Origin of the sequence: Enterobacter sp. JMULE2 (assembly GCF_013337145.1) — a bacterium.
GTDB lineage: Bacteria > Pseudomonadota > Gammaproteobacteria > Enterobacterales > Enterobacteriaceae > Enterobacter > Enterobacter mori.
In genome coordinates this window covers 962,738-986,275 of sequence record NZ_SGWD01000010.1, presented here as the reverse complement: position 1 = coordinate 986,275, position 23,538 = coordinate 962,738, and the positions used below count along the sequence as shown (strand labels likewise).

The 23,538-nt window shown below is 50.8% G+C and carries 24 protein-coding genes and 1 pseudogene; 16 read left to right on the top strand and 9 right to left on the bottom strand.

Annotated elements, in window-relative coordinates; all coding sequences use genetic code 11:
• The first annotated feature begins 11 nt into the window (after positions 1-11).
• Positions 12-1,025 carry a two-component system response regulator RssB gene (rssB, locus tag EXW94_RS05545; protein WP_042716774.1) on the top strand — a complete coding sequence of 338 codons (1,014 nt, stop codon included), beginning with the start codon at positions 12-14 and terminating at the stop codon, positions 1,023-1,025.
• A gap of 199 nt (positions 1,026-1,224) precedes the next feature.
• Entirely contained in the window at positions 1,225-2,133 is a 909-nt protein-coding gene (gene galU, locus EXW94_RS05540) for a UTP--glucose-1-phosphate uridylyltransferase GalU (protein ID WP_174339692.1), read from the top strand.
• Between the two features lie 205 nt (positions 2,134-2,338).
• Here galU and hns read toward each other — a convergent pair whose 3' ends face one another.
• Positions 2,339-2,752 (bottom strand): histone-like nucleoid-structuring protein H-NS, encoded by a 414-nt coding sequence (gene hns, locus EXW94_RS05535; protein WP_003856724.1) that lies wholly within the window; start codon positions 2,750-2,752, stop codon positions 2,339-2,341.
• Between the two features lie 550 nt (positions 2,753-3,302).
• Here hns and tdk point away from each other — a divergent pair.
• Positions 3,303-3,917, top strand: coding sequence for a thymidine kinase (gene tdk, locus EXW94_RS05530; RefSeq protein ID WP_174339691.1), 615 nt, complete (start codon positions 3,303-3,305; stop codon positions 3,915-3,917).
• Between the two features lie 75 nt (positions 3,918-3,992).
• On the opposite strand, the gene adhE is transcribed toward tdk, so the two are convergent.
• Entirely contained in the window at positions 3,993-6,671 is a 2,679-nt protein-coding gene (gene adhE / locus EXW94_RS05525) for a bifunctional acetaldehyde-CoA/alcohol dehydrogenase (protein WP_108417803.1), read from the bottom strand.
• Between the two features lie 478 nt (positions 6,672-7,149).
• On the opposite strand from adhE, the gene EXW94_RS05520 reads away from it, so the two are divergent.
• From EXW94_RS05520 to EXW94_RS05490, 7 genes are all read left to right on the top strand, one after another.
• The gene (locus EXW94_RS05520; RefSeq protein WP_010433000.1) at positions 7,150-7,797 is read left to right on the top strand and encodes a YchE family NAAT transporter; all 648 of its coding nucleotides are present in this window, start codon (positions 7,150-7,152) and stop codon (positions 7,795-7,797) included.
• Between the two features lie 755 nt (positions 7,798-8,552).
• Positions 8,553-10,196, top strand: coding sequence for an oligopeptide ABC transporter substrate-binding protein OppA (gene oppA / locus EXW94_RS05515; RefSeq protein WP_174339690.1), 1,644 nt, complete (start codon positions 8,553-8,555; stop codon positions 10,194-10,196).
• Positions 10,197-10,280: 84 nt separating this feature from the next.
• On the top strand, positions 10,281-11,201 hold the full coding sequence (gene oppB, locus EXW94_RS05510) for an oligopeptide ABC transporter permease OppB (RefSeq protein WP_089599049.1): 921 nt from the start codon (positions 10,281-10,283) through the stop codon (positions 11,199-11,201).
• A gap of 12 nt (positions 11,202-11,213) precedes the next feature.
• On the top strand, positions 11,214-12,122 hold the full coding sequence (gene oppC / locus EXW94_RS05505) for an oligopeptide ABC transporter permease OppC (protein ID WP_014884161.1): 909 nt from the start codon (positions 11,214-11,216) through the stop codon (positions 12,120-12,122).
• An 11-nt stretch (positions 12,123-12,133) separates the two neighbouring features.
• The gene (locus EXW94_RS05500; protein ID WP_174339689.1) at positions 12,134-13,147 is read left to right on the top strand and encodes an ABC transporter ATP-binding protein; all 1,014 of its coding nucleotides are present in this window, start codon (positions 12,134-12,136) and stop codon (positions 13,145-13,147) included.
• Positions 13,144-14,148 carry a murein tripeptide/oligopeptide ABC transporter ATP-binding protein OppF gene (gene oppF, locus EXW94_RS05495; RefSeq protein ID WP_174339688.1) on the top strand — a complete coding sequence of 335 codons (1,005 nt, stop codon included), beginning with the start codon at positions 13,144-13,146 and terminating at the stop codon, positions 14,146-14,148. The genes EXW94_RS05500 and oppF overlap by 4 nt, the downstream gene beginning before the upstream one ends.
• A 14-nt stretch (positions 14,149-14,162) precedes the next feature.
• Positions 14,163-15,032 (top strand): ion transporter, encoded by an 870-nt coding sequence (locus tag EXW94_RS05490; RefSeq protein WP_174339687.1) that lies wholly within the window; start codon positions 14,163-14,165, stop codon positions 15,030-15,032.
• A 31-nt stretch (positions 15,033-15,063) separates the two neighbouring features.
• Here the strand turns inward: EXW94_RS05490 and EXW94_RS05485 are convergent, their stop codons facing one another.
• Together EXW94_RS05485 and cls are read right to left on the bottom strand one after the other, a co-directional pair.
• Positions 15,064-15,393, bottom strand: a complete 330-nt coding sequence (locus tag EXW94_RS05485) for an HI1450 family dsDNA-mimic protein (protein WP_006810881.1) — start codon at positions 15,391-15,393, stop codon at positions 15,064-15,066.
• Between the two features lie 33 nt (positions 15,394-15,426).
• Entirely contained in the window at positions 15,427-16,887 is a 1,461-nt protein-coding gene (gene cls, locus EXW94_RS05480) for a cardiolipin synthase (protein WP_089599052.1), read from the bottom strand.
• 143 nt (positions 16,888-17,030) lie between these two features.
• Here cls and EXW94_RS05475 point away from each other — a divergent pair, with 143 nt between their 5' ends.
• The 4 genes from EXW94_RS05475 (at position 17,031) to EXW94_RS05460 (ending at position 19,492) form a co-directional block, all read left to right on the top strand.
• Positions 17,031-17,204 (top strand): YciY family protein, encoded by a 174-nt coding sequence (locus tag EXW94_RS05475; protein WP_017384232.1) that lies wholly within the window; start codon positions 17,031-17,033, stop codon positions 17,202-17,204.
• 127 nt (positions 17,205-17,331) lie between these two features.
• Positions 17,332-17,742 carry an Exc2 family lipoprotein gene (locus EXW94_RS05470; protein ID WP_126816961.1) on the top strand — a complete coding sequence of 137 codons (411 nt, stop codon included), beginning with the start codon at positions 17,332-17,334 and terminating at the stop codon, positions 17,740-17,742.
• 69 nt (positions 17,743-17,811) lie between these two features.
• Positions 17,812-18,447: a leucine efflux protein LeuE gene (leuE, locus tag EXW94_RS05465; protein ID WP_174339686.1), complete on the top strand. Its 636-nt coding sequence runs from the start codon at positions 17,812-17,814 to the stop codon at positions 18,445-18,447.
• Between the two features lie 91 nt (positions 18,448-18,538).
• Positions 18,539-19,492, top strand: a complete 954-nt coding sequence (locus tag EXW94_RS05460) for a helix-turn-helix domain-containing GNAT family N-acetyltransferase (protein WP_126816959.1) — start codon at positions 18,539-18,541, stop codon at positions 19,490-19,492.
• Positions 19,493-19,531: 39 nt separating this feature from the next.
• Here EXW94_RS05460 and EXW94_RS05455 read toward each other — a convergent pair whose 3' ends face one another.
• The gene (locus EXW94_RS05455; RefSeq protein ID WP_126816958.1) at positions 19,532-19,828 is read right to left on the bottom strand and encodes a YciI family protein; all 297 of its coding nucleotides are present in this window, start codon (positions 19,826-19,828) and stop codon (positions 19,532-19,534) included.
• Positions 19,829-20,049: 221 nt separating this feature from the next.
• On the opposite strand from EXW94_RS05455, the gene tonB reads away from it, so the two are divergent.
• A complete protein-coding gene (gene tonB / locus EXW94_RS05450) occupies positions 20,050-20,766 on the top strand; it encodes a TonB system transport protein TonB (RefSeq protein WP_174339938.1) in 717 nt (238 codons plus the stop codon).
• 36 nt (positions 20,767-20,802) lie between these two features.
• Here tonB and yciA read toward each other — a convergent pair whose 3' ends face one another.
• From yciA to EXW94_RS05430, 4 genes and pseudogenes are all read right to left on the bottom strand, one after another.
• Positions 20,803-21,198 (bottom strand): acyl-CoA thioester hydrolase YciA, encoded by a 396-nt coding sequence (gene yciA / locus EXW94_RS05445; RefSeq protein ID WP_174339685.1) that lies wholly within the window; start codon positions 21,196-21,198, stop codon positions 20,803-20,805.
• Positions 21,199-21,294: 96 nt separating this feature from the next.
• Positions 21,295-21,834 carry a septation protein A gene (locus tag EXW94_RS05440; protein WP_010433024.1) on the bottom strand — a complete coding sequence of 180 codons (540 nt, stop codon included), beginning with the start codon at positions 21,832-21,834 and terminating at the stop codon, positions 21,295-21,297.
• 13 nt (positions 21,835-21,847) lie between these two features.
• Complete coding sequence (locus EXW94_RS05435) at positions 21,848-22,591, bottom strand: YciC family protein (RefSeq protein WP_042719117.1); 744 nt, start codon at positions 22,589-22,591, stop codon at positions 21,848-21,850.
• A gap of 25 nt (positions 22,592-22,616) precedes the next feature.
• A pseudogene (locus EXW94_RS05430) lies at positions 22,617-22,706 on the bottom strand (YkgJ family cysteine cluster protein); the annotation flags it as partial.
• A 183-nt stretch (positions 22,707-22,889) separates the two neighbouring features.
• Between EXW94_RS05430 and ompW the strand changes: the two are divergent.
• The gene (gene ompW, locus EXW94_RS05425) at positions 22,890-23,522 is read left to right on the top strand and encodes an outer membrane protein OmpW (RefSeq protein WP_010433029.1); all 633 of its coding nucleotides are present in this window, start codon (positions 22,890-22,892) and stop codon (positions 23,520-23,522) included.
• Positions 23,523-23,538: the final 16 nt, after the last annotated feature.

The window sequence follows — 23,538 nt, the reverse complement described above, 5'->3', positions numbered from 1 at the left end:
GGGGAGGAACCATGACGCAGCCATTGGTCGGAAAACACATTTTAATCGTTGAAGACGAGCCCGTTTTCCGCTCTTTGCTGGATTCGTGGTTATCCTCACTGGGTGCGGATACTTCTCTTGCCGAGGACGGCATCGACGCGCTGGAGAAAATGACGTCTATTGCCCCGGACTTAATGATCTGCGACATCGCGATGCCGCGAATGAATGGCCTGAAGCTGGTTGAGCATCTTCGCAACGAAGGAAACCAGATGCCTGTGCTGGTGATCTCTGCGACGGAGAATATGGCGGATATCGCGAAAGCGCTACGGCTGGGGGTACAGGATATTCTGCTCAAGCCCGTCAAGGATTTGAACCGTCTGCGTGAGACGGTGCTCGCTTGCCTTTATCCCAACATGTTCAATTCCCGTGTTGAGGAAGAAGAACGTCTGTTCCAGGACTGGGATGCGTTGGTCAGTAATCCGCTTGCCGCAGCCAAATTGTTACAAGAGCTTCAGCCGCCGGTACAACAAACGCTTTCCCATTGCCGGATAAATTATCGACAACTCGTGGCGGCAGACCAGCATGGTCTGGTGCTCGATATTGCGCCGTTATCCGATTCCGATCTCGCTTTTTATTGTCTGGACGTGACCCGGGCAGGAGACAATGGCGTTTTAGCAGCATTGTTACTTCGTGCGCTATTTAATGGATTATTGCAAGAGCAGTTATCCCATCAGGGACAGCGGCTTCCTGAATTAGGCAGTTTGCTTAAACAAGTAAATCAGCTTTTCCGCCAGGCTAATTTGCCTGGGCAGTTTCCGCTTCTCGTCGGTTATTATCACAGCGGACTGAAAAATCTGATTCTTGTTTCTGCGGGTTTAAACGCTTCTCTGAATACGGGGGAGCATCATATTCAGGTGAGTAACGGCGTACCGCTGGGAACACTGGGGACGGCTTACCTCAATCAAATTAGCCATCGCTGTTCCTCCTGGCAGTGCCAAATTTGGGGCGCTGGCGGGCGGTTGCGCTTAATGTTGTCCACGGAATAAGCAGTTGAGTTTTATTCTTGAGATTGCTTTTCCAGTGTTTAGTTGGCGGTGCTACTATCGCTGCCAGATTCATGCGTATTTATCCTAATTGATCGGCAACGCGTTCTTTTCAGACCCGTACTAAAGGCTGAGGCTGATATACTCAACGCGTTATTTAATGCATAAAAGTTCAAAACTTGAACAGCTCAGGAGAATTTGAATGGCTGCCCTAAATTCGAAAGTCAGAAAGGCCGTCATCCCGGTAGCGGGATTGGGGACCAGGATGTTACCAGCAACAAAGGCAATCCCTAAAGAGATGCTGCCTTTAGTTGATAAGCCATTAATCCAGTACGTCGTAAATGAGTGTATCGCGGCAGGGATTACTGAGATTGTGCTGGTTACGCATTCATCTAAAAACTCTATCGAAAACCATTTTGATACAAGTTTTGAACTTGAAGCGATGCTGGAAAAACGCGTTAAGCGCCAGCTGTTAGAGGAAGTTCAGTCTATTTGTCCTCCACACGTCACCATTATGCAGGTTCGTCAGGGGCTGGCGAAAGGTCTGGGTCATGCTGTGCTGTGTGCACACCCGGTTGTGGGTGATGAGCCGGTTGCTGTTATTCTGCCGGACGTTATTCTGGACGAATTTGAATCAGATCTGTCTCAGGATAACCTGGCTGAGATGATCAAGCGCTTCGACGAAACAGGCAGCAGCCAGATCATGGTTGAGCCTGTAGAAGACGTTACCGCCTATGGTGTTGTGGACTGCAAGGGCGTTAATCTGGAGCCAGGCGAAAGCGTTCCTATGGTAGGTGTCGTTGAGAAACCGAAAGCGGACGTCGCGCCATCTAATCTGGCGGTTGTGGGTCGTTACGTGCTGAGTGCTGAGATTTGGCCACTGCTGGCGAAAACGCCTCCGGGAGCGGGTGATGAAATCCAGCTGACCGATGGCATCGATATGCTGATCGAAAAAGAAACCGTAGAAGCTTACCATATGAAAGGTAAGAGCCATGACTGCGGTAATAAACTCGGTTATATGCAGGCATTCGTTGAATATGGTATTCGCCACATTACCCTGGGCGAAGAATTTAAAGCCTGGCTCAAAGAAAACGTGGGTATTAAGAAATAGTCTGATACTCAGTTGAACAAGACCGGTGTGGCGATGCCCACCGGTTTTTTTATGCCCATAACGAGGCTCAGTGGCTGCTGGAGAGGGATTGTAAAAGACATTAAATAGTCTGTGGCGACATATGACAGAGTGTAAAGGGTTGCTCAGCGGAATTTCGCGTAAAAAAAATCCCGCATTAAGCGGGATTTTTGTAATTAGATTAGGATTAATCCTTGATCAGGAAGTCATCCAGTTGTTTACCCTGCTCATCCATTGCTTTCTTGATAACAGCTGGAGTACGACCCTGGCCGGTCCAGGTTTTCTCTTCGCCGTTCTCATCAATGTAGCTATATTTAGCCGGACGAGCAGCGCGTTTTGCTTTGGTACCGGTTTTCGCCGCAGCCATGCTGTTCAGCAATTCGTTTGGATCGATACCATCTGCAATCAGCATTTCGCGATATTGCTGCAGTTTACGAGTGCGTTCTTCGATTTCAGCAGCAGCTGCGCTTTCTTCTTCACGACGCTCATTAACTACAACTTCTAATTTTTCCAGCATTTCTTCAAGCGTTTCAAGGGTACATTCTCTTGCCTGCGCACGAAGAGTACGGATGTTGTTCAGAATTTTAAGTGCTTCGCTCATTGTAGTAATCTCAAACTTATAATGGGGGGTGGTTTGTTGTCCTAATAATAGAGCGATAAATTGAGTTGTGCAATAGGTGGGAATGTAAGGAATTCAAAAAATACGAAATCGTCGGCGCTATTATTAATTACGCTAACTTAAATTTCACCGTGTGTCTGGTCTGATGATTTCACGTCAAACGGCAAAAACCAGCGGTATGCATGTTTGGTTTTGTGACATTTCCCCCAGGAATTATAGTTGCGGCGGATAAATATCAGCCTTTTGTATTACTTCAGGGACGCGCGGGTAAGACAAAAATAGTTAATAAATAGTGAATTTTAATGAACGTAAATTCCAGTATAAAAAGAAGTGTTATGTTTGGCGGCATATGTTGCTTATTGGCAGTCCGATAAGCGTTTAATGTATGTTTTAACGCATTATTTTCTAAAAGCACCGAGGGTTAATCGCGGGTTCAGCGGCATAGTCTGTGCGGTGTATCGCTGATGACGGGACAAAATATGGTACAATGATTCATCGGGAATATTACACATTGATTAGGGTTCTTCGGCCAATGGCACAACTTTATTTCTACTATTCGGCAATGAATGCAGGGAAATCGACGGCGTTACTGCAATCCTCATACAATTATCAGGAGCGGGGGATGCGCACCGTTGTGTACACCGCTGAAATCGACGATCGCTTTGGTACAGGGAAGGTAAGTTCAAGAATAGGACTTTCGTCGCCAGCAAGGCTGTATAACCCGCAAACAGATTTACTGGATGATATCCGCACTGAACACGCCGCTAAGCCTATCCATTGTGTTCTGGTAGATGAAAGCCAGTTCCTGACGCGTGAACAGGTTCATGCACTTTCTGAAGTCGTTGACGAACTGGATATTCCCGTACTCTGTTATGGTCTACGCACCGATTTTCGCGGCGAGTTATTTGCTGGCAGCCAGTATTTGCTCGCATGGTCGGATAAGCTCGTTGAGCTGAAGACTATCTGTTTCTGCGGCCGTAAAGCCAGTATGGTGCTTCGTCTCGATCAATCGGGTAAACCCTACGCGGATGGCGAGCAGGTCGTTATAGGGGGCAACGAGCGCTATGTATCGGTCTGTCGCAAGCACTATAAAGAAGCACTTGTTGTCGGTTCACTGACGGCTATCCAGAGCGATAACCGGAAATAGGGCAGCGCAAATTTCTTTGCCGTTCAGCAGGCATAAAAAAACCCGCCATTGGCGGGTTTTTTATTAGGCTGTCAATTAAGCGCTTTTCTTCGCTTTTTTGTCAGCTTTAACAACAGGCGCTTCAACTTTTGCCGCGACAGTGTCATTTTCTTTGAACTCGCGACCGTAGTAGGTATCCAGCAGAATCTGTTTCAGCTCGGAGATCAGCGGGTAGCGCGGGTTAGCACCAGTACACTGGTCATCAAATGCGTCTTCAGACAGCTTATCTACGTGAGCGAGGAAGTCAGCTTCCTGAACGCCTGCTTCACGGATAGATTTAGGAATACCCAGCTCAGCTTTAATGCTGTCCAGCCATGCCAGCAGTTTCTCAATCTTAGCAGCAGTGCGGTCGCCCGGTGCGCTCAGACCCAGGTGGTCAGCGATTTCAGCGTAACGACGACGTGCTTGTGGACGGTCGTACTGGCTGAATGCAGTCTGCTTGGTTGGGTTATCGTTCGCGTTATAACGGATAACGTTGCTGATCAACAGGGCGTTCGCCAGACCGTGAGGAATGTGGAACTGAGAACCCAGTTTGTGTGCCATTGAGTGACAAACACCCAGGAAGGCGTTCGCAAACGCGATACCAGCGATGGTTGCAGCACTGTGTACACGCTCACGCGCTACCGGGTTTTTAGACCCTTCGTTGTAAGACGCTGGCAGGTTCTCTTTCAGCAGTTTCAGAGCTTGCAGAGCCTGACCGTCAGAGAATTCGGACGCCAGTACAGACACATAGGCTTCCAGGGCGTGAGTCACGGCATCCAGACCACCGAAGGCACACAGCGATTTCGGCATATCCATCACCAGGTTGGCATCAACGATAGCCATATCTGGGGTCAGCGCGTAGTCAGCCAGTGGGTATTTCTGACCTGTTGCATCATCAGTTACAACCGCAAACGGCGTCACTTCTGAACCGGTACCGGAAGTGGTGGTGACAGCGATCATTTTCGCTTTCACGCCCATTTTCGGGAACTTGTAGATACGTTTACGGATATCCATAAAGCGCAGCGCCAGTTCTTCGAAGTGAGTTTCCGGATGCTCGTACATGACCCACATGATTTTCGCGGCGTCCATTGGGGAACCGCCACCCAGTGCGATAATCACATCTGGTTTGAAGGAGTTTGCCAGTTCAGCACCTTTACGAACAACGCTCAGTGTTGGGTCAGCTTCAACTTCAAAGAAGACTTCAGTTTCAACGCCAGAAGCTTTCAGTACTGAGGTGATCTGATCTGCGTAGCCGTTGTTGAACAGGAAACGGTCAGTCACGATGAGCGCACGTTTGTGGCCATCAGTAATCACTTCATCCAGCGCGATTGGCAGAGAGCCACGGCGGAAGTAGATAGATTTCGGAAGTTTGTGCCACAACATGTTTTCAGCTCGCTTAGCAACGGTTTTCTTGTTGATCAGGTGTTTTGGACCAACGTTTTCAGAGATGGAGTTACCACCCCAGGAACCACAACCCAGAGTCAGGGAAGGTGCGAGTTTAAAGTTGTACAGGTCACCGATACCACCCTGAGAAGCAGGGGTGTTGATCAGGATACGTGCAGTTTTCATCTTCTGACCGAAGTGAGCAACACGTTCTGGCTGGTTATCCTGGTCGGTGTACAGGCAAGAGGTGTGGCCGATACCGCCCATGGCAACCAGTTTCTCTGCTTTCTCTACCGCGTCATCGAAATCTTTCGCGCGGTACATTGCCAGAGTAGGGGACAGTTTTTCGTGAGCGAACGGTTCGCTTTCATCGACAACTTTCACTTCACCAATCAGGATCTTGGTTGTTGCCGGAACGGTGAAGCCTGCCAGCTCAGCAATTTTGTATGCTGGTTGACCTACGATAGCAGCATTCAGTGCGCCATTTTTCAGGATGATGTCCTGAACGGCTTTCAGCTCTTTACCCTGCAGCAGGTAGCCGCCGTGGCTTGCGAAACGTTCACGAACGGCATCGTACACGGAATCAACAACCACAACAGACTGCTCGGACGCACAAATAACGCCGTTGTCGAAGGTTTTTGACATCAGTACAGACGCTACGGCACGTTTGATATCCGCCGTTTCGTCGATAACAACAGGGGTGTTACCTGCGCCTACGCCGATGGCTGGTTTACCGGAGCTGTATGCAGCTTTAACCATACCAGGACCACCGGTCGCCAAAATCAGGTTAATGTCCGGGTGATGCATCAGTGCATTGGACAGTTCAACAGACGGCTGATCAATCCAGCCAATCAAATCTTTTGGTGCGCCAGCGGCAATTGCAGCCTGCAGAACGATATCTGCTGCTTTGTTGGTCGCGTCTTTTGCACGTGGGTGCGGGGAGAAGATGATTGCGTTACGGGTCTTCAGGCTGATCAGTGATTTGAAGATAGCAGTAGACGTTGGGTTAGTGGTTGGAACGATACCGCAAATGATGCCGATAGGTTCTGCAATAGTGATGGTACCGAAGGTGTCGTCTTCAGACAGCACGCCACAGGTTTTCTCATCTTTATAGGCGTTGTAGATATACTCTGAAGCAAAGTGGTTTTTGATCACTTTATCTTCAACGATACCCATACCGGATTCGGCAACGGCCATTTTAGCGAGAGGGATTCGAGCATCTGCAGCAGCCAGTGCGGCCGCGCGGAAGATTTTATCAACCTGTTCTTGGGTGAAATTGGCATATTCACGCTGGGCTTTTTTAACGCGCTCGACGAGTGCGTTCAGTTCAGCGATATTAGTAACAGCCATAATGCTCTCCTGATAATGTTTAAACTCTTTTAGTAAACCAGCGCTCGATACGTCACACAGTATAGTCAGAGCCGATACCACTTGCGTAACACACAGTAAAACAAGGGGTTACTTCTCGTTCCAGCTCACTAATTTACTAAAAGAGCCTTACCTTAGCATCATACCTTTTTGATAGGTGATCTCCCTGGCGGCGTAATCAGATTACTCACTTCTGAGTACGGAAATCATGATCTGCATCAATTTTTCCCTAAGCTGATACCTTTCAGCAGCCTATTTCGGCAAGAATTTTCCACTGTTAAATAATTACGTAACTATTAGAAGTGACGCTATCATTGATTCTACAAATGTTTAACATCATGAAATGATAACGATTTGGCACAGATTTCTGGTGAAGAATGCTGCAAAAAAGCGTATCTTCAGCGCGGTTTTATCATGACATATTTTTTGTCCCTGAACATGCTCATTAGCGGAGCTAAATGTGATTCAAACGCTCTTTGATTTCCCAACATATTTTAAGTTTTTTATTGGTTTGTTTGCACTGGTGAACCCCGTGGGGATTATCCCTGTCTTCATCAGTATGACCAGCTACCAGACAGCCGTTGCCAGAAACAAAACCAACCTGACGGCAAACTTATCGGTAGCGATTATTCTGCTGACGTCGCTTTACCTGGGCGATGCCATTCTGCAGTTATTCGGAATCTCTATTGATTCCTTCCGTATTGCGGGCGGGATCCTGGTTGTCACCATCGCCATGTCGATGATCAGCGGTAAGCTGGGTGAGGATAAACAGAACAAACAGGAGAAATCAGAAACAGCAGTCCGTGAAAGTATCGGTGTCGTTCCGTTGGCCTTGCCGCTGATGGCGGGTCCGGGGGCCATTAGCTCGACGATAGTGTGGGGGACGCGCTATCACAGTCTGATGCACCTGATCGGTTTTTCCGTGGCGATTGCGCTTTTCGCGCTCTGCTGTTGGGGCGTATTCCGCATGGCCCCTTGGCTGGTGCGGCTGTTAGGGCAAACAGGCATCAACGTTATTACCCGTATCATGGGGCTGCTGCTGATGGCGCTGGGTATTGAGTTTATCGTTACCGGCATTAAAAGCATTTTCCCTGGGTTATTACATTAAAACTTCATATGAAAGGACGGAGCCAGGGGCTCCGTTTTTTTTACGTCATTATCAGCAAATCATATAAATAAAGTTGAAATGTGAACATGACATAATAAATTCTACTAATAATCCTCTTTTCTTGTATTTCAACAAGTTAATTCTTTCTTACCCACCTGCCTGCACATAAATCCTTCGAATGCTCTGTTATTTTACTCACATGATAGTCTGGGGCTTGCTGAGTGATATCCGAAATGATATTAGTAATTTCAATGTTCCCCTAGAGGAATGTGCTAAATAATAACCAGTTGTTAAATTTTTGTGCGAAATCTGCCTGGGGCGACGCATTGAAGTGCTTGCAGAGAAGGTTTCTTGCATCTTATTGAATATTCACTGATTTTTTGATAAATACTGTCCAGTGAGACGATTGTCAGAGAAACAGCATCCTTCGTAAAAGAGAATTGCTTAACAAATTTGCAAAATGTATTGGCGGGCGTTTGCGCCATTTGATACTTTCCGGCCTTATATTTTGCAGAATTAAACAAGTAGATGAGAATTATTTTCATATAGTTTTCGTCTCAGAAATCCATAACACGTCGCAGACGGGGCGGCGTGTTGAGAATCGACGCAAGACGCCCATACGAGCGGTCAGTAATAAAAAAGTCGGTGATAGCAGAAGTAGAAAAAAGAACCTGGCAGCAGCATAAAAAAACTCCTGCGCTGTACAGGCCCCAACAGGGGATTACACAGCTGGCGAAGGCCAGTAATTATAATGAGTGGAGTACCAACACAATGACCATCATCACAAAAAAAATCTGGTAGCGGCGGGGATTTTAACTGCGCTAATCGCGGGCAACGCAATGGCTGCGGATGTGCCTGCAGGGGTTCAACTGGCGGAAAAACAGACGCTGGTGCGTAACAACGGTGCGGAAGTTCAGTCTCTGGACCCGCACAAAATTGAAGGGGTTCCTGAGTCGAACGTTAACCGCGATCTGTTCGAAGGCCTGCTGGTCACTGACGTAGACGGCCACCCGGCTCCGGGTGTGGCTGAGAAATGGGAAAACAAAGATTTCAAAGTCTGGACCTTCCATCTGCGTAAAGATGCTAAATGGTCCGACGGCACTCCGGTCACCGCCGAAGATTTCGTGTATAGCTGGCAGCGCCTGGCGAATCCAAATACCGCCTCCCCGTATGCGAGCTATCTGCAGTATGGTCACATCGCCAATATTGATGACATTATCGCAGGCAAAAAACCTGTTACCGATCTGGGCGTAAAAGCCATTGATGCGAATACCTTTGAAGTGACGTTGAGCGAACCTGTTCCGTACTTCTATAAGCTGCTTGTTCACCCGTCCGTCTCCCCGGTACCAAAATCCGCCGTGGAGAAATTTGGTGAAAAATGGACGCAGCCAGCCAATATCGTGACCAACGGTGCTTATAAGCTGAAAGACTGGGTGGTCAACGAACGTATGGTTCTGGAGCGTAACCCGCAGTATTGGGACAACGCGAAAACCGTGATCAATCAGGTGACTTACCTGCCAATTTCTTCTGAAGTGACAGACGTTAACCGCTACCGCAGCGGCGAGATCGACATGACCTATAACAACATGCCGATTGAACTGTTCCAGAAACTGAAAAAAGAGATCCCGAAAGAAGTTCACGTCGATCCGTACCTGTGCACGTACTACTACGAAATTAACAACCAGAAAGCACCGTTCACCGACGTGCGCGTTCGTACCGCACTGAAGCTGGCGCTGGATCGCGATATCATTGTTAACAAGGTGAAAAACCAGGGCGATCTGCCCGCTTACAGCTACACCCCGCCTTACACCGACGGCATGAAACTGGTTGAACCTGAGTGGTTCAAATGGTCCCAGGAAAAACGTAACGAAGAAGCCAAAAAACTGTTGGCTGAAGCAGGATATACCGCTGATAAGCCTCTGACGTTTAACCTGCTGTACAACACGTCAGATCTGCATAAAAAACTGGCTATTGCCGTCGCGTCTATCTGGAAGAAAAACCTGGGTGCGAACGTCAAACTGGAAAACCAGGAGTGGAAAACCTTCCTCGATACCCGTCATCAGGGGACGTTCGACGTGGCACGTGCTGGCTGGTGTGCGGACTACAACGAACCGACATCCTTCCTGAACACGATGCTCAGTGACAGTTCGAATAACACTGCACACTATAAGAGCCCGGCTTTCGATAAGATTATCGGTGATACGCTGAAAGTGACTGACGATGCGCAACGCGCAGAGCTGTACGCGAAATCAGAAGAACAACTCGATAAAGACTCTGCAATTGTACCGGTTTACTACTACGTGAACGCCCGTCTGGTGAAACCGTGGGTAGGGGGTTATACCGGTAAAGACCCGTTGGATAATATCTCCGTTAAGAATCTTTATATTATCAAGCATTAATGGCAATGAGTGGGGCGAGGGTACTCGCCCCACGGTGTCTAACCAACGTCACATAATATAGGCACACGCCAGAAGGTACGGGCAATGTTGAAATTTATCCTACGTCGCTGTCTTGAAGCGATTCCAACGCTATTTATTCTCATCACGATTTCCTTCTTCATGATGCGTCTTGCACCGGGAAGTCCTTTTACCGGTGAACGTACGCTGCCGCCAGAAGTCATGGCCAACATTGAAGCGAAATACCATCTGAACGATCCTATCTCTACCCAGTACTTCAACTATCTGAAGCAGCTGGCACACGGGGATTTTGGGCCGTCATTCAAATATAAAGACTACTCCGTTAACGACCTGGTGGCGTCAAGCTTCCCGGTATCGGCTAAATTGGGTGCTGCAGCATTCCTGCTCGCCGTCGTTCTCGGGGTTGCTGCGGGCGTTATCGCCGCCTTAAAACAAAATACCAAATGGGATTATGCCGTCATGGGGGTCGCAATGACCGGGGTGGTTATCCCAAGCTTCGTTGTCGCACCGTTGCTGGTCATGATATTTGCCATCACGCTGAAATGGCTGCCGGGCGGCGGGTGGAACGGTGGGGCGCTGCAGTTCATGATACTGCCAATGGTGGCATTATCGTTGGCATACATCGCCAGTATCGCGCGTATCACGCGCGGGTCGATGATTGAGGTTCTGCACTCCAACTTTATCCGTACCGCGCGCGCGAAAGGCTTACCGATGCGCCGGATTATCTTACGGCATGCGCTGAAGCCTGCGCTGTTACCCGTCCTGTCTTACCTGGGGCCAGCTTTTGTCGGCATCATTACGGGGTCAATGGTTATCGAAACCATTTACGGACTGCCGGGCATTGGTCAGCTGTTTGTTAACGGTGCCCTTAACCGTGACTACTCGCTGGTGCTGAGCCTGACGATTTTGGTTGGCGCGCTGACCATTCTGTTTAACGCCATTGTCGATGTGCTGTATGCCGTTATCGACCCTAAAATCCGTTACTAACTGGAGCACGCCATGATGTTGAGTAAGAAAAACAGCGAGGCGCTGGAAAACTTCAGTGAAAAACTGGAAGTCGAAGGTCGCAGCCTCTGGCAGGATGCGCGTCGCCGCTTTATGCACAACCGTGCTGCCGTCGCGAGCCTGGTCGTACTGGTGATCATTGCCCTGTTTGTGACGCTGGCACCGATGCTGTCGCAATTCACCTATTTCGATACGGACTGGGGCATGATGTCCAGCGCGCCAGATATGGAGTCCGGGCACTATTTCGGTACCGATTCATCCGGTCGTGACCTGCTGGTGCGCGTGGCCATCGGTGGCCGCATTTCGTTGATGGTCGGTATTGCTGCCGCGCTGGTGGCGGTGATCCTCGGCACGCTCTACGGATCGCTTTCCGGTTATCTCGGCGGGAAAGTGGACTCCGTCATGATGCGTCTGCTGGAAATCCTCAACTCCTTCCCGTTCATGTTCTTCGTGATCCTGCTGGTGACCTTCTTTGGTCAGAACATCCTGTTGATTTTCGTGGCCATCGGGATGGTGTCCTGGCTCGATATGGCGCGTATCGTGCGCGGTCAAACGCTGAGCCTTAAGCGCAAAGAGTTTATCGAAGCGGCACAGGTGGGTGGGGTATCGACCAGAAATATCGTGGTTCGCCACATTGTGCCGAACGTTCTTGGCGTGGTGGTGGTGTATGCCTCACTGCTGGTGCCGAGCATGATCCTGTTTGAATCCTTCCTGAGCTTCCTGGGGCTGGGCACGCAAGAGCCGCTAAGCAGCTGGGGCGCGTTGTTGAGTGACGGTGCAAACTCGATGGAAGTTTCACCGTGGTTGCTGCTGTATCCGGCGGGCTTCCTGGTTGTCACCCTGTTTTGTTTCAACTTTATCGGCGATGGCCTGCGTGATGCCCTCGACCCGAAAGACCGTTAAGGAGCGCCGTCATGACGATTATTGAAACGGCCACTGCGCCAATGGCGCAACAGCAGAGCAATATGCTGCTGGATGTAAACGATCTCCGTGTCACCTTTAAAACGCCGGATGGTGATGTCACCGCGGTAAACGACCTTAATTTTAACCTGCGCGCCGGTGAAACGCTGGGGATCGTGGGGGAGTCTGGCTCCGGTAAATCTCAAACCGCATTTGCGCTGATGGGTCTGCTGGCGTCTAACGGCGTGATTGGTGGTTCTGCGAAATTCAACGGTCGTGAAATCCTCAACCTGCCGGAACACGAGCTGAATAAGCTTCGCGCCGAGCAGATTTCGATGATTTTCCAGGACCCAATGACCTCTTTAAACCCGTACATGCGCGTCGGCGAACAGCTGATGGAAGTGCTGATGCTGCACAAAGGTATGGGTAAAGCGGAAGCCTTTGAAGAGTCGGTAAAAATGCTGGATGCGGTAAAAATGCCGGAAGCGCGCAAGCGCATGCGCATGTTCCCGCACGAATTCTCTGGCGGTATGCGTCAGCGCGTGATGATTGCGATGGCGCTGCTTTGCCGGCCAAAACTGCTGATTGCTGATGAGCCGACCACTGCGCTGGATGTAACCGTTCAGGCACAGATCATGACCCTGTTGAACGAGCTTAAGCGGGAATTCAACACGGCAATTATCATGATCACCCATGACCTGGGCGTGGTTGCAGGTATCTGCGACAAAGTGCTGGTGATGTATGCCGGTCGTACCATGGAGTATGGTCAGGCGCGTGATGTCTTCTATCAGCCTGCACATCCGTATTCTATCGGCCTGCTGAATGCGGTACCGCGTCTGGATGCGGAAGGTGAATCCCTGCTGACGATCCCGGGTAACCCGCCAAACCTGCTGCGTTTGCCAAAAGGTTGTCCATTCCAGCCACGTTGTCCGCATGCGATGGAGATTTGTAATAGCGCTCCGCCGCTGGAAGAGTTTGCACCAGGCCGCCTGCGCGCCTGCTTTAAGCCGCATGAGGAACTGGTATGAACGCATTAGATGAAAAAAGAAATGTGCTGCTCGAAATTGCCGATCTTAAAGTCCATTTCGATATCAAAGACGGCAAACAGTGGTTCTGGCAGCCGTCTAAAACCCTCAAAGCCGTTGATGGCGTAACGCTTCGCTTGTACGAGGGCGAAACGCTGGGCGTGGTGGGTGAGTCTGGCTGCGGGAAGTCCACTTTTGCCCGTGCCATTATCGGTCTGGTGAAAGCCACCGACGGCAAAGTGGCCTGGCTGGGCAAAGACCTGCTGGGTATGAAACCGGACGAGTGGCGCGACGTGCGCAGCGATATTCAGATGATTTTCCAGGATCCGCTGGCGTCACTGAACCCGCGTATGACCATCGGCGAAATTATTGCCGAGCCGCTGCGCACCTATCATCCGAAGATGTCGCGTCAGGAAGTGCGCGATCGTGTGAAAGCGATGATGATGAAAGTGGGCCTGCTGCCAAACCTCATCAACCGCTATCCGCACGAATTCTCCGGCGGCCAGTGTCAGCGTATTGGCATTGCGCGTGCACTCATTCTGGAACCGAAGCTGATCATCTGTGATGAGCCGGTCTCCGCGCTGGACGTGTCCATTCAGGCACAGGTGGTTAACCTGCTGCAGAAGTTGCAGCGTGAGATGGGGCTCTCGCTGATCTTCATCGCGCACGATCTGGCCGTGGTGAAGCACATTTCAGACCGTGTACTGGTGATGTATCTGGGGCATGCGGTGGAACTGGGCACCTATGACGAGGTATACCACAACCCGCTGCATCCTTATACCAAAGCGCTGATGTCGGCAGTGCCGATCCCCGACCCGGATCTGGAAAAAAATAAAACTATTCAGCTGCTGGAAGGGGAACTGCCTTCGCCGATTAATCCGCCGTCCGGCTGCGTATTCCGCACGCGCTGTCCAATGGCCGGCCCGGAATGTGCAAAAACACGACCGGTTCTCGAAGGCAGTTTCCGACATGCGGTTTCCTGCCTGAAAGTAGACCCGTTATAATCGCAAGGGCTGACATGACGTCAGCCCTTATTTTTTGCGAGGTTACTGTGTCGCGTTTATTCACGTCAGCCCGTCGGCGGCTTTATCATTTTTTATTCGATCCTGAAACGGTATCCGGGCGACGCTTCGAAGGTCTTTGCGGTTTATTTGCGCTGCTCAGCGTGGTTGTCATCTTTATTGAATCGGGTGCCGGGACGCAATACCACCTGACGTTTGACGAATGGCATATCTTTGTCTGGCTTGAACTGGCGATTACCCTGGTCTTTACCGCCGAATATCTCCTCAGAGTGATAGCCTGGCCCAACCCGGCTAGATATGTTTTCAGCTTCTGGGGATTTATCGATTTAGCCACCATCCTGCCGCTCTATGTCATGTGGCTTTGGCCGGAGATCAGCCTGAGCTATGTCTTCGCCTGGCGAGCGATGCGCGTGATTCGGGTATTACGTATTCTGAAATTACTGCGTTTTATGCCGTCATTACGCGTGTTCTGGAGTGCGATCGTGAGTGCGCGGCATCAGCTTATTTTGTTCTACTCGTTTATTGCCATCGTCATGATTGTTTTTGGCGCGCTGATGTATTTAATAGAAGGGCCCAAATACGGCTTTACGACGCTCAACGCGTCCGTCTACTGGGCCATTGTGACCGTTACAACCGTTGGCTACGGCGATATCACACCGCATACGCCGCTTGGGCGTATTGTGGCATCAGTCCTGATTTTGATTGGCTATTCGGTGATCGCGATCCCGACGGGACTGATTACCACCCACATGAGCAGTGCATTTCAGAACCGCAAGCAGCAGCGTAAATGTTCGAACTGCCGTCAGGGTGAGCATGAACACAGCGCGCGTTTCTGTAACCGCTGTGGTAGTGAATTATCGGATTAAATAAAAAAGGCTGCCATCGCAGCCTTTTTTATTATTCGCGCCAGAGAATATGGCACAGCTTGTGGTCTTTCTCGCGACACAGCAGAACGCGGGCGAAAATGTCGTTAATTTCACCGCCATCTTCATCGGCCAGCCCAATCACCACTTCAGCAAAGAAGTCCGGATTGAGATCAAAATCAACATGCTCAGCCCAGTCTTCTGAAGGGTCGAACAGCTCGGCACCGCCGCGTTCTTCAAACTGCAGATTAAAGAGGATCACATCTGCGGGATCGAGGTTATCAACCGCCAGTTCGAGAAAAATGTCATAGGCCTGCTCGAGCGTTTCGTCTTCGGTCAGGCGATTGTTCAGATCCATTTCCATGATGACTACCTGTTAAACATCGTTGGGCACGTTTTACAGCAACGGACTAAAGAAGTAAAACAGTCGTTCAGCAATTCTCTGCCAGAGAGGGCGTTTCACCCACAGTCTGGCATCCAGCAGGCGCGAGCGGGAGATATAATCATCCTGGACCGCCGCCAGATCGCCACCAAATCCGGCATCGTCAATCACGAGGGTGATTTCAAAGTTAAGCCACAGGCTGCGCATATCAAGGTTAACTGTACCCACCAGGCTCAGCTCACCGTCCACCAGCACGCTCTTGGTATGCAACAGTCCGCCTTCAAACTGATAAATTTTCACCCCTGCGGCAAGGAGTTCGCTAAAGAATGCGCGGCTTGCCCAACCGACCAGCAGAGAATCGTTTTTGCGCGGCATAATAATACTGACGTCTACACCACGCTGCGCGGCTGTACAAATAGCGTGCAGCAGATCGTCGCTGGGGACGAAGTAAGGCGTCGTCATAATCAGATACTCACGCGCAGAATAGGTCGCCGTGAGTAATGCCTGGTGGATGAGGTCTTCCGGGAAACCCGGCCCGGAGGCAATGGTATGAATGGTATGTCCGCTGGCCTCTTCAAACGGCATAATGTTGCCGTCCGGGGGCGGCGGTAAAATACGCTTACCGGTTTCTATTTCCCAGTCGCACGAGTAGACGATCCCCATCGAGGTGGCGACCGGGCCTTCCATTCGCGCCATCAGATCGATCCATTGACCGACACCGGAATCCTGCTTGAAGAAGCGCGGGTCGACCAGGTTCATACTGCCGGTGTAGGCAATATAGTTATCAATCAGAATCATTTTGCGGTGCTGGCGAAGATCCATGCGCCGCAGGAAAACACGCAGCAGATTGACCTTCAGCGCCTCAACCACTTCTATACCGGCATTGCGCATCATTCCCGCCCACGGGCTGCGGAAAAACGCGACGCTGCCAGCGGAATCCAGCATAAGGCGGCAGTGAATACCGCGGCGAGCGGCGGCCATCAGTGATTCAGCAACCTGATCCGCCATGCCCCCCGGCTGCCAGATATAAAAAACCATCTCGATGTTATGACGCGCCAGCTGAATATCGCGGATCAGTGCCTGCATCACATCGTCGGACGAAGTCATTAATTGCAGCTGATTACCCTTAACGCCCGCGATGCCCTGGCGGCGTTCGCACAGCTTGAATAATGAAGAGGCGACGCTGCTGTTCTCCTCGGCAAAGATATGTTTGCAGGCTTTAAGATCGCTCAGCCATTTCGCCGTCGAGGGCCACATCGCGCGGGCGCGCTCGGCGCGGCGTTTACCCAGATGGAGCTCACCGAAAGAGAGATACGCGATAATGCCCACCAGCGGCAGAATGTAAATAATCAGAAGCCAGGCCATGGCAGAAGGTACGGCTCTGCGCTTCATCAGGATGCGTAACGTCACCCCCGCGATTAACAGCCAGTATCCCAGAATGACCAGCCAACTCACCACGGTGTAGAAGGTTGTCATAAGTAAAAAATCCTTTTGAAAGCGTATTGTTATGAGTGTACGCATCAGGATTCATCTGGCAAATAAAAACGGCAGATAAAAGCGCTGGTTTGCGACGGGGTTGAGCTTATAATGGCGTCTCTGTGAGTGAAAGAGTTGTCGATATGAAGCGCAGTAGAACAGAAGTAGGGCGCTGGCGTATGTTGCGACAGGTGAGTCGTCGTAAGGCTCGTTGGCTGGAAGCACAATCCCGCCGCAATATGCGTATCCACGCTATCAGAAAATGTGGACTAAACAGACACCGCAACGCGTTGCTGTTCGCCGTCCAGGATATCTGAGAACCATGAGGGCACCGTCAAGGTGCCCGCTGATTTTATAAGACTATCATTTTTCGCAGTCTCTTCCCGACCTCATTCCGCGATATACTCCTCTTGCTTAACCTCATGAATTTAAAAGGAACAGAGGATGAATGGAAAAGTGGTCGCGGTACTTATGGGGATCGCTGTACTCAGCGCCTGCAACAGCAATAAACCCTCACCTGAAAGACATGCCTATTATTTCGTCTCGCATCAATCCAATTTTACGGGCGGGAATTATACCTCCAGTATTTCGCAAAATTACCGTCTCAATGTGCCGCAGTTTCGTGAGCTGTATAAGCAGGGGAAAGCTGACCGCGCCGCGGGCCAACCGCCGTCTTACGCTCAGCAGTATGCACAGGCTATTCGCGATCGGTTGAAGGAAGAGGCCAAAACGGAGCACGCCTTCACGGGGAATAGTGAAAGCAAATGGACCTCGGAAATGGAGCCGAAGGATGCCATTTTATACGGCAACGAACTGGCCACGACTTATCTTGACGGCTATAACGGCGTACAATAACGCGACAGTTTTCGGGAATATCGTTTTTGCAGCGATATTCCCGTTGTTTTTCAGCAAAAGGAGGGAGAGGTGTTTGCGGAGTTTGGTGTACTGAATTTCTGGACGTACGTGGTCGGCGCATTTTTCATTGTGTTGGTACCCGGTCCGAATACGCTGTTTGTATTGAAAACGGGTATTGGTCACGGCGTCAAAAAAGGCTATCTCGCCGCGACCGGTGTGTTTATCGGCGATGCGGTTTTGATGTTTCTGGCATGGGCAGGGGTCGCGGCCTTAATCCAGACCACGCCGGTGCTGTTCAATATCGTCCGCTATATGGGGGCGTTTTATCTGCTGTGGCTCGGCGGCAAAATGCTGTGGTCCGTTATGACTCGCCATAATAGCGCCCACGAAGGTGGAACCGAGCCTGCCCGCGCGATCATGAAACGCTCCCTGGTATTGAGCCTGACGAATCCGAAAGCGATTCTGTTTTACGTGTCATTCTTCGTACAGTTTATTGACGTGAATGCGCAAAACACCGGAACCTCTTTCCTGATCCTCGCCACCACGCTTGAGTTGATTAGCTTTATGTACATGAGCTTCCTGATCTTCTCTGGCGCGTTTGTCACCCGCTACCTGAAAACCAAAAAGAAACTGGCGAAGCTGGGAAATGGGCTGATAGGACTATTATTTGTCGGCTTTGCGGCGAGATTAGCGTCGCTACATTGACAGAAGAAAGGCTCCTGAGGGAGCCTTTTTAATATCGTTGACAATGCTCCGTCATTTAGTTGTATAGTACAACTAAATGACGGAGAAAATAATGCATACTGAACCCCCTGTAGTTAGCGACATTCGCGTTGCGTCACGTCTGATGGTCAGAGAGCTGGGCTTTATGGCCTCCACGCTGGCCTCTACACATTACTCGCCCTCGGCCGTACACACCCTCGTGGAAATTGAGCTGCATAAGGAGATGACAGCAGGTCAGCTGGTGCAGCTGTTGGGTCTGGAAAAATCCAGCGTCAGCCGGATGCTGTCGCGCCTTATTTCTGCAGGCGAACTGGAGGAGGGTGTTTCTGCGCAAGATGCCAGGACCAAAAGTCTCAGGCTGACTGCAAAGGGGCGCAAGACCGTTGAGCAGATTAATGCCTACGGGAGTGAACGGGTCATTTCAGCGATACAATCACTGGATCCCATACAGCAGGAAACCATCTCTCAGGGACTGTCGCTCTACGCCAACGCGCTGCTGGCCTGCCGGGAGAGCGGCGCTGAGCACCAGCCTACGGTACCGGTGATTGTCGCAGGCTACCGTCCCGGCATGATTGGCCGCATCGCGGAAATGCACGGCAGCTATTACGCACGCGAGCATAACTTTGGCAGCTTCTTCGAAGCCAAAGTTGCTGCGGGGCTTGCTGAATTTAGCGGACGCCTCGCGAAGCCGTGCAATCAGGTTTGGCTGGCCGTGATGAACGGCAGAATTGTAGGATCTGTCGCCATTGATGGCGAAGATTTAGAGCCGGGTGAGGCGCATCTGCGCTGGTTTATTCTGGACGATGGCTGCCGGGGTCATGGGGTTGGCAAAAAACTGTTGAGCGAGGCCATGACGTTTTGCGACAGCGAGGGCTTTTCCGCCGTGCATCTCTGGACGTTCAATAAATTGACCGCTGCCCGACGCCTGTACGAATCCTTTGGCTTTACGCTAGCGAAAGAGTGGGAGGGCGATCAGTGGGGCAGTCGTATCATTGAGCAGCAGTTCACCCGGTTCAAACAGGTTTAGCGGTGCGATAAAAAAGGCTCCTTGCGGAGCCTTGAGGCATCAAAAGACTTTTTTGTACGGGCGCACCGTGACTTTTTCGTACACACCGGCAGCCACATACGGATCGGCGTCAGCCCAAGCGGTTGCCGCTTCCAGAGTTTCAAACTCGGCAATGACCGTTGAGCCAGAAAAACCCGCGGCGCCAGGATCGTTGCTGTCTACCGCAGGCATAGGCCCCGCGGTCAATAAGCGGCCTTCATCCTGCAGCAGCTGTAGGCGTGCCAGGTGGGCAGGGCGAACAGACTGGCGTTTTTCCAGGGATTCAGCGACATCTTCAGAGTAAATCACATAAAGCACGGCGAAGCTCCTTAACCATTAAAAGTGCCAGTTACGTTATGTGAAAGGGCAAATGACTGCAATGTAAAGATAAAAACAATGTTAAAACCCTGATCTAAATGCCCCTTTTTTCGCCGCTCTGGCGCTTTAATTGCGCTTAGACAAAGTGTCTTATTGAATATGATTGCTATTTGCATTTAAAATCAGGGTTCGGTTTTTTAACGTTGATGATTATGACTTCGATGACCCTTGATTTACCTCGCCGCTTTCCCTGGCCGACGCTGCTTTCTGTCGTGATTCACGGTGCCGTTGTGGCGGGTTTACTCTATACCTCGGTTCATCAGGTTATTGAAATGCCAGCGCCCGCGCAGCCAATTTCCGTGACCATGGTTTCGCCAGCGGATCTTGAGCCGCCGCAGGTTGCGCCTCCGCCGCCACAGCCGGTTGTGGAACCTGAACCCGAGCCTGTCCCGGAACCTCCGAAGGAAGCGCCGGTGGTGATCCACAAACCGGAGCCTAAGCCGAAACCTAAGCCGAAGCCAAAACCGGTGAAGAAAGTCGAAGAGCGTCCGAAACGCGAAGTACGCCCGGTCGAGACGCGTCCAGCGCAGCCGGTAGAGAATACTGCGCCTTCGCGTCCGGTGATGAACAACACCGCAACGACCACGAAGCCGACCGTTACAGCGCCTGCGGGGCCAAGGGCGCTCAGCCGCAACCAGCCTACCTATCCGGCGCGTGCTCAGGCGCTCCGTATTGAAGGGCGCGTGCGGGTGAAGTTTGACGTGACCTCAGATGGCCGCGTTGACAATGTGCAAATCCTCTCTGCGCAGCCCTCAAATATGTTTGAGCGTGATGTAAAGGCAGCGATGCGTAAATGGCGCTATGAAGCCGGTAAGCCGGGCAGTGGATTGATAGTGAATATTGTTTTCCGCCTGAACGGCGGGGCGCAGATGGAATGAAAAAAGCCTCCGCAAGGAGGCTTTTTTGTCTGACAATCAGGTTTGAGGGAGCTGACGCGGTTTACCCGCGTTATCGACCGCCACATAAATAAACAGCGCTTCCGTGGCTTTGTAACGCTGTCCAATCGGTTCGGAAGAGACCTTTTTCACCCATACTTCAATGTTGATGGAAATTGACGTGTTGCCGCGTTTCAGGCAGCGCGCGTAACAGCACACCACATCCCCCACCGCGACCGGGCGCAGGAAGGTCATGCCGTCCACCCGGACAGTCACCACCCGCCCGTGCGCAATCTCTTTTGCTAAAATTGCCCCACCCATATCCATCTGCGACATTAGCCAGCCGCCGAAAATATCGCCATTGGCATTCGTGTCCGCGGGCATTGCCAGTGTGCGTAAAACCAGTTCGCCCTGAGGGGCGTCATTTGTTGTCATTGTTTTAAACTCGTAACTGAAGACTTCAGGCGGGATGCTACTATGATTTTTAGCGGGAGAAAATAGCCCGGAACGCGCATGTTCCGGGCGTGAGGATCAGTGCTTATCGTCCTGAGGCATGTGTCGATAGATATAAACACCGCTCAACAGCGTGAAGATAAGCGTCAACGCGGTCAGCCCGAAGACCTTAAAGTTGACCCAGATGTTCTGCGGTAGCCAGAAAGCAATGTAGATATTGGCGAGGCCGCAGAGAATAAAGAACACCGCCCAGGCGACATTCAGACGGGACCACACCTCTTGCGGCAGCGTAAGCTCTTTGCCCAGCATGCGCTGGATCAACGGCTTTTTCATTACCCACTGGCTGATCAACAACGCACCTGCAAACAGCGCGTAAATCACCGTGACCTTCCATTTGATGAATTCATCATTGTGGAAGAACAACGTCAGGCCACCAAATACAGCCACCATAATGAAGGTGATCAGCGCCATTTTTTCAACTTTGCGGTAACGCACCCAGCTGTAAATCAGCACGATAGCGGTAGCAATAATCAGCGCCGTCGTTCCGGCATAAATGTCGTACAGCTTGTAAAACGCAAAAAAGACGACCAGCGGTAAAAAATCAAGAAACTGCTTCATTCTACGATCCCAATTACTGACGAATTAACATATACAGGCGGAACAAGTAGACCAGCAGAACTGCTGATATCAGGTTGCTCAGCGTATTAGCAACGACCGCGCCAACGTTCGGCGTTAACACGGCAAAATTTGGTGCAAATAATAACAGTAGCGTTTTGGCAAGGAGCCAGCCGATCACAGCCGGTGCCACCAAACGCATGTTCGCCCACGCCAGTCTGATGCTGCTGCGCATCGCAGTAAAGATACCCATCTTATCCTGCACAATCATTACCGGCGCGAAAGAGAGCACGATAGCCAGTAATACACCCGGTACCACGACCAGCATAATCCCCATTTGTACCAGCAGCGTGGTTAAAAAGATGACGATGAACAGCTTAGGAAGCACTGGCGCGCTGGCGCCAATGGCGCGTAAGGCACTGACGCGATGACCCGCCGAAACGAGCTGAATCATTAGCAGCACGCCGCCCGCCAGAACAGCATTACCGATCAAACCTGAAAATGTCGATGCCGCGGACGCCCGCAGCAGGATTTGCTGTTGCTCCGGCGTCATGTTTTGCACCAGCTCAAATAACCCTACGCTACCGGCAAGATGGTCGCCCTGGCTCAGACTGGCAATCTGTTCTTCACTCGGTGAGAACGCATGACCAAGCACCACCGTGATAAAGGCGCATAGCAGCGCGATCAGTAAAAAGGTAATGAACTGATTGCGGAAAAAATTTCCCGTGTCACGGTAGACGGACTTCGCCGTGATAGACATGCACTCTCCTTGAGTATTGCAGGTGTTAATTAGCCGGCAATTGTACACCGGATAAGAGTGCCGTGGCAGCATCAAGGCTTGTATGGAAAAGCATATCTTTGTAAAGCGGCAGTAATTTTTCGCTCATCACTAAAATTTGATGTAGAACCCACCTGGCGGGTTAAGTTTGATTATCAAAAATTAACCCAGATCAATGAATGTTAACTTACTGGTTTTAATGTGATCTGTGATAGATCACTTAATACTCTTTTGTGAGTATATTCTCATCCGCACTTAAAACCACAACGATGGAGCGGATATGAAAAAATTAGCGGTGGCAGCCCTTATCTTAAGCAGTCTCTCTGGTGGCGCGTATGCGCATGAAGCAGGCGAATTTTTTATTCGAGCCGGTTCGGCAACGGTTCGCCCAACTGAAGGTTCCGATAGCGTACTGGGAATGGGCGGCTTTAATGTCAGCAATAACACCCAGTTAGGTTTGACCTTTACCTATATGGCGACAGAAAACATCGGCGTTGAGCTTTTGGCCGCAACGCCGTTCCGCCATCGCGTTGGCCTTGGGCCGACCGGCGATATCGCCACGGTGCACCATCTGCCGCCGACGTTGATGGCGCAGTGGTACTTTGGTGATGCCAGTAGCAAGGTGCGCCCGTACATTGGCGCGGGTGTGAACTACACGACCTTCTTTGATGAGAAGTTTAACGATACCGGTAAAGAAGCTGGTCTGACTGACCTTAGCCTGAAAGACTCATGGGGTATGGCGGGGCAGGTAGGTCTTGATTATCTGATTAACCGTGACTGGTTAATCAACGCCTCAGTCTGGTACATGGACATTGATACTGACGTTCGTTTCAAAGCCGGTGGCCAGCAGCAAAGCATCAATACCCGTCTGGATCCGTGGGTATTTATGTTCTCAGCAGGCTATCGTTTCTAACGCGTGCTCTTCAATG

Coding starts and splice junctions, on each gene's coding strand:
- rssB (WP_042716774.1), top strand. CDS start 12: ATGACGCAGCCATTGGTCGGAAAACACATTTTAATCGTTGAAGACGAG.
- galU (WP_174339692.1), top strand. CDS start 1,225: ATGGCTGCCCTAAATTCGAAAGTCAGAAAGGCCGTCATCCCGGTAGCG.
- hns (WP_003856724.1), bottom strand. CDS start 2,752: ATGAGCGAAGCACTTAAAATTCTGAACAACATCCGTACTCTTCGTGCG.
- tdk (WP_174339691.1), top strand. CDS start 3,303: ATGGCACAACTTTATTTCTACTATTCGGCAATGAATGCAGGGAAATCG.
- adhE (WP_108417803.1), bottom strand. CDS start 6,671: ATGGCTGTTACTAATATCGCTGAACTGAACGCACTCGTCGAGCGCGTT.
- oppB (WP_089599049.1), top strand. CDS start 10,281: ATGTTGAAATTTATCCTACGTCGCTGTCTTGAAGCGATTCCAACGCTA.
- oppC (WP_014884161.1), top strand. CDS start 11,214: ATGATGTTGAGTAAGAAAAACAGCGAGGCGCTGGAAAACTTCAGTGAA.
- EXW94_RS05500 (WP_174339689.1), top strand. CDS start 12,134: ATGACGATTATTGAAACGGCCACTGCGCCAATGGCGCAACAGCAGAGC.
- oppF (WP_174339688.1), top strand. CDS start 13,144: ATGAACGCATTAGATGAAAAAAGAAATGTGCTGCTCGAAATTGCCGAT.
- EXW94_RS05490 (WP_174339687.1), top strand. CDS start 14,163: ATGACGTCAGCCCTTATTTTTTGCGAGGTTACTGTGTCGCGTTTATTC.
- EXW94_RS05485 (WP_006810881.1), bottom strand. CDS start 15,393: ATGGAAATGGATCTGAACAATCGCCTGACCGAAGACGAAACGCTCGAG.
- cls (WP_089599052.1), bottom strand. CDS start 16,887: ATGACAACCTTCTACACCGTGGTGAGTTGGCTGGTCATTCTGGGATAC.
- EXW94_RS05475 (WP_017384232.1), top strand. CDS start 17,031: ATGAAGCGCAGTAGAACAGAAGTAGGGCGCTGGCGTATGTTGCGACAG.
- EXW94_RS05470 (WP_126816961.1), top strand. CDS start 17,332: ATGAATGGAAAAGTGGTCGCGGTACTTATGGGGATCGCTGTACTCAGC.
- EXW94_RS05460 (WP_126816959.1), top strand. CDS start 18,539: ATGCATACTGAACCCCCTGTAGTTAGCGACATTCGCGTTGCGTCACGT.
- tonB (WP_174339938.1), top strand. CDS start 20,050: ATGACCCTTGATTTACCTCGCCGCTTTCCCTGGCCGACGCTGCTTTCT.
- yciA (WP_174339685.1), bottom strand. CDS start 21,198: ATGACAACAAATGACGCCCCTCAGGGCGAACTGGTTTTACGCACACTG.
- EXW94_RS05440 (WP_010433024.1), bottom strand. CDS start 21,834: ATGAAGCAGTTTCTTGATTTTTTACCGCTGGTCGTCTTTTTTGCGTTT.
- EXW94_RS05435 (WP_042719117.1), bottom strand. CDS start 22,591: ATGTCTATCACGGCGAAGTCCGTCTACCGTGACACGGGAAATTTTTTC.
- ompW (WP_010433029.1), top strand. CDS start 22,890: ATGAAAAAATTAGCGGTGGCAGCCCTTATCTTAAGCAGTCTCTCTGGT.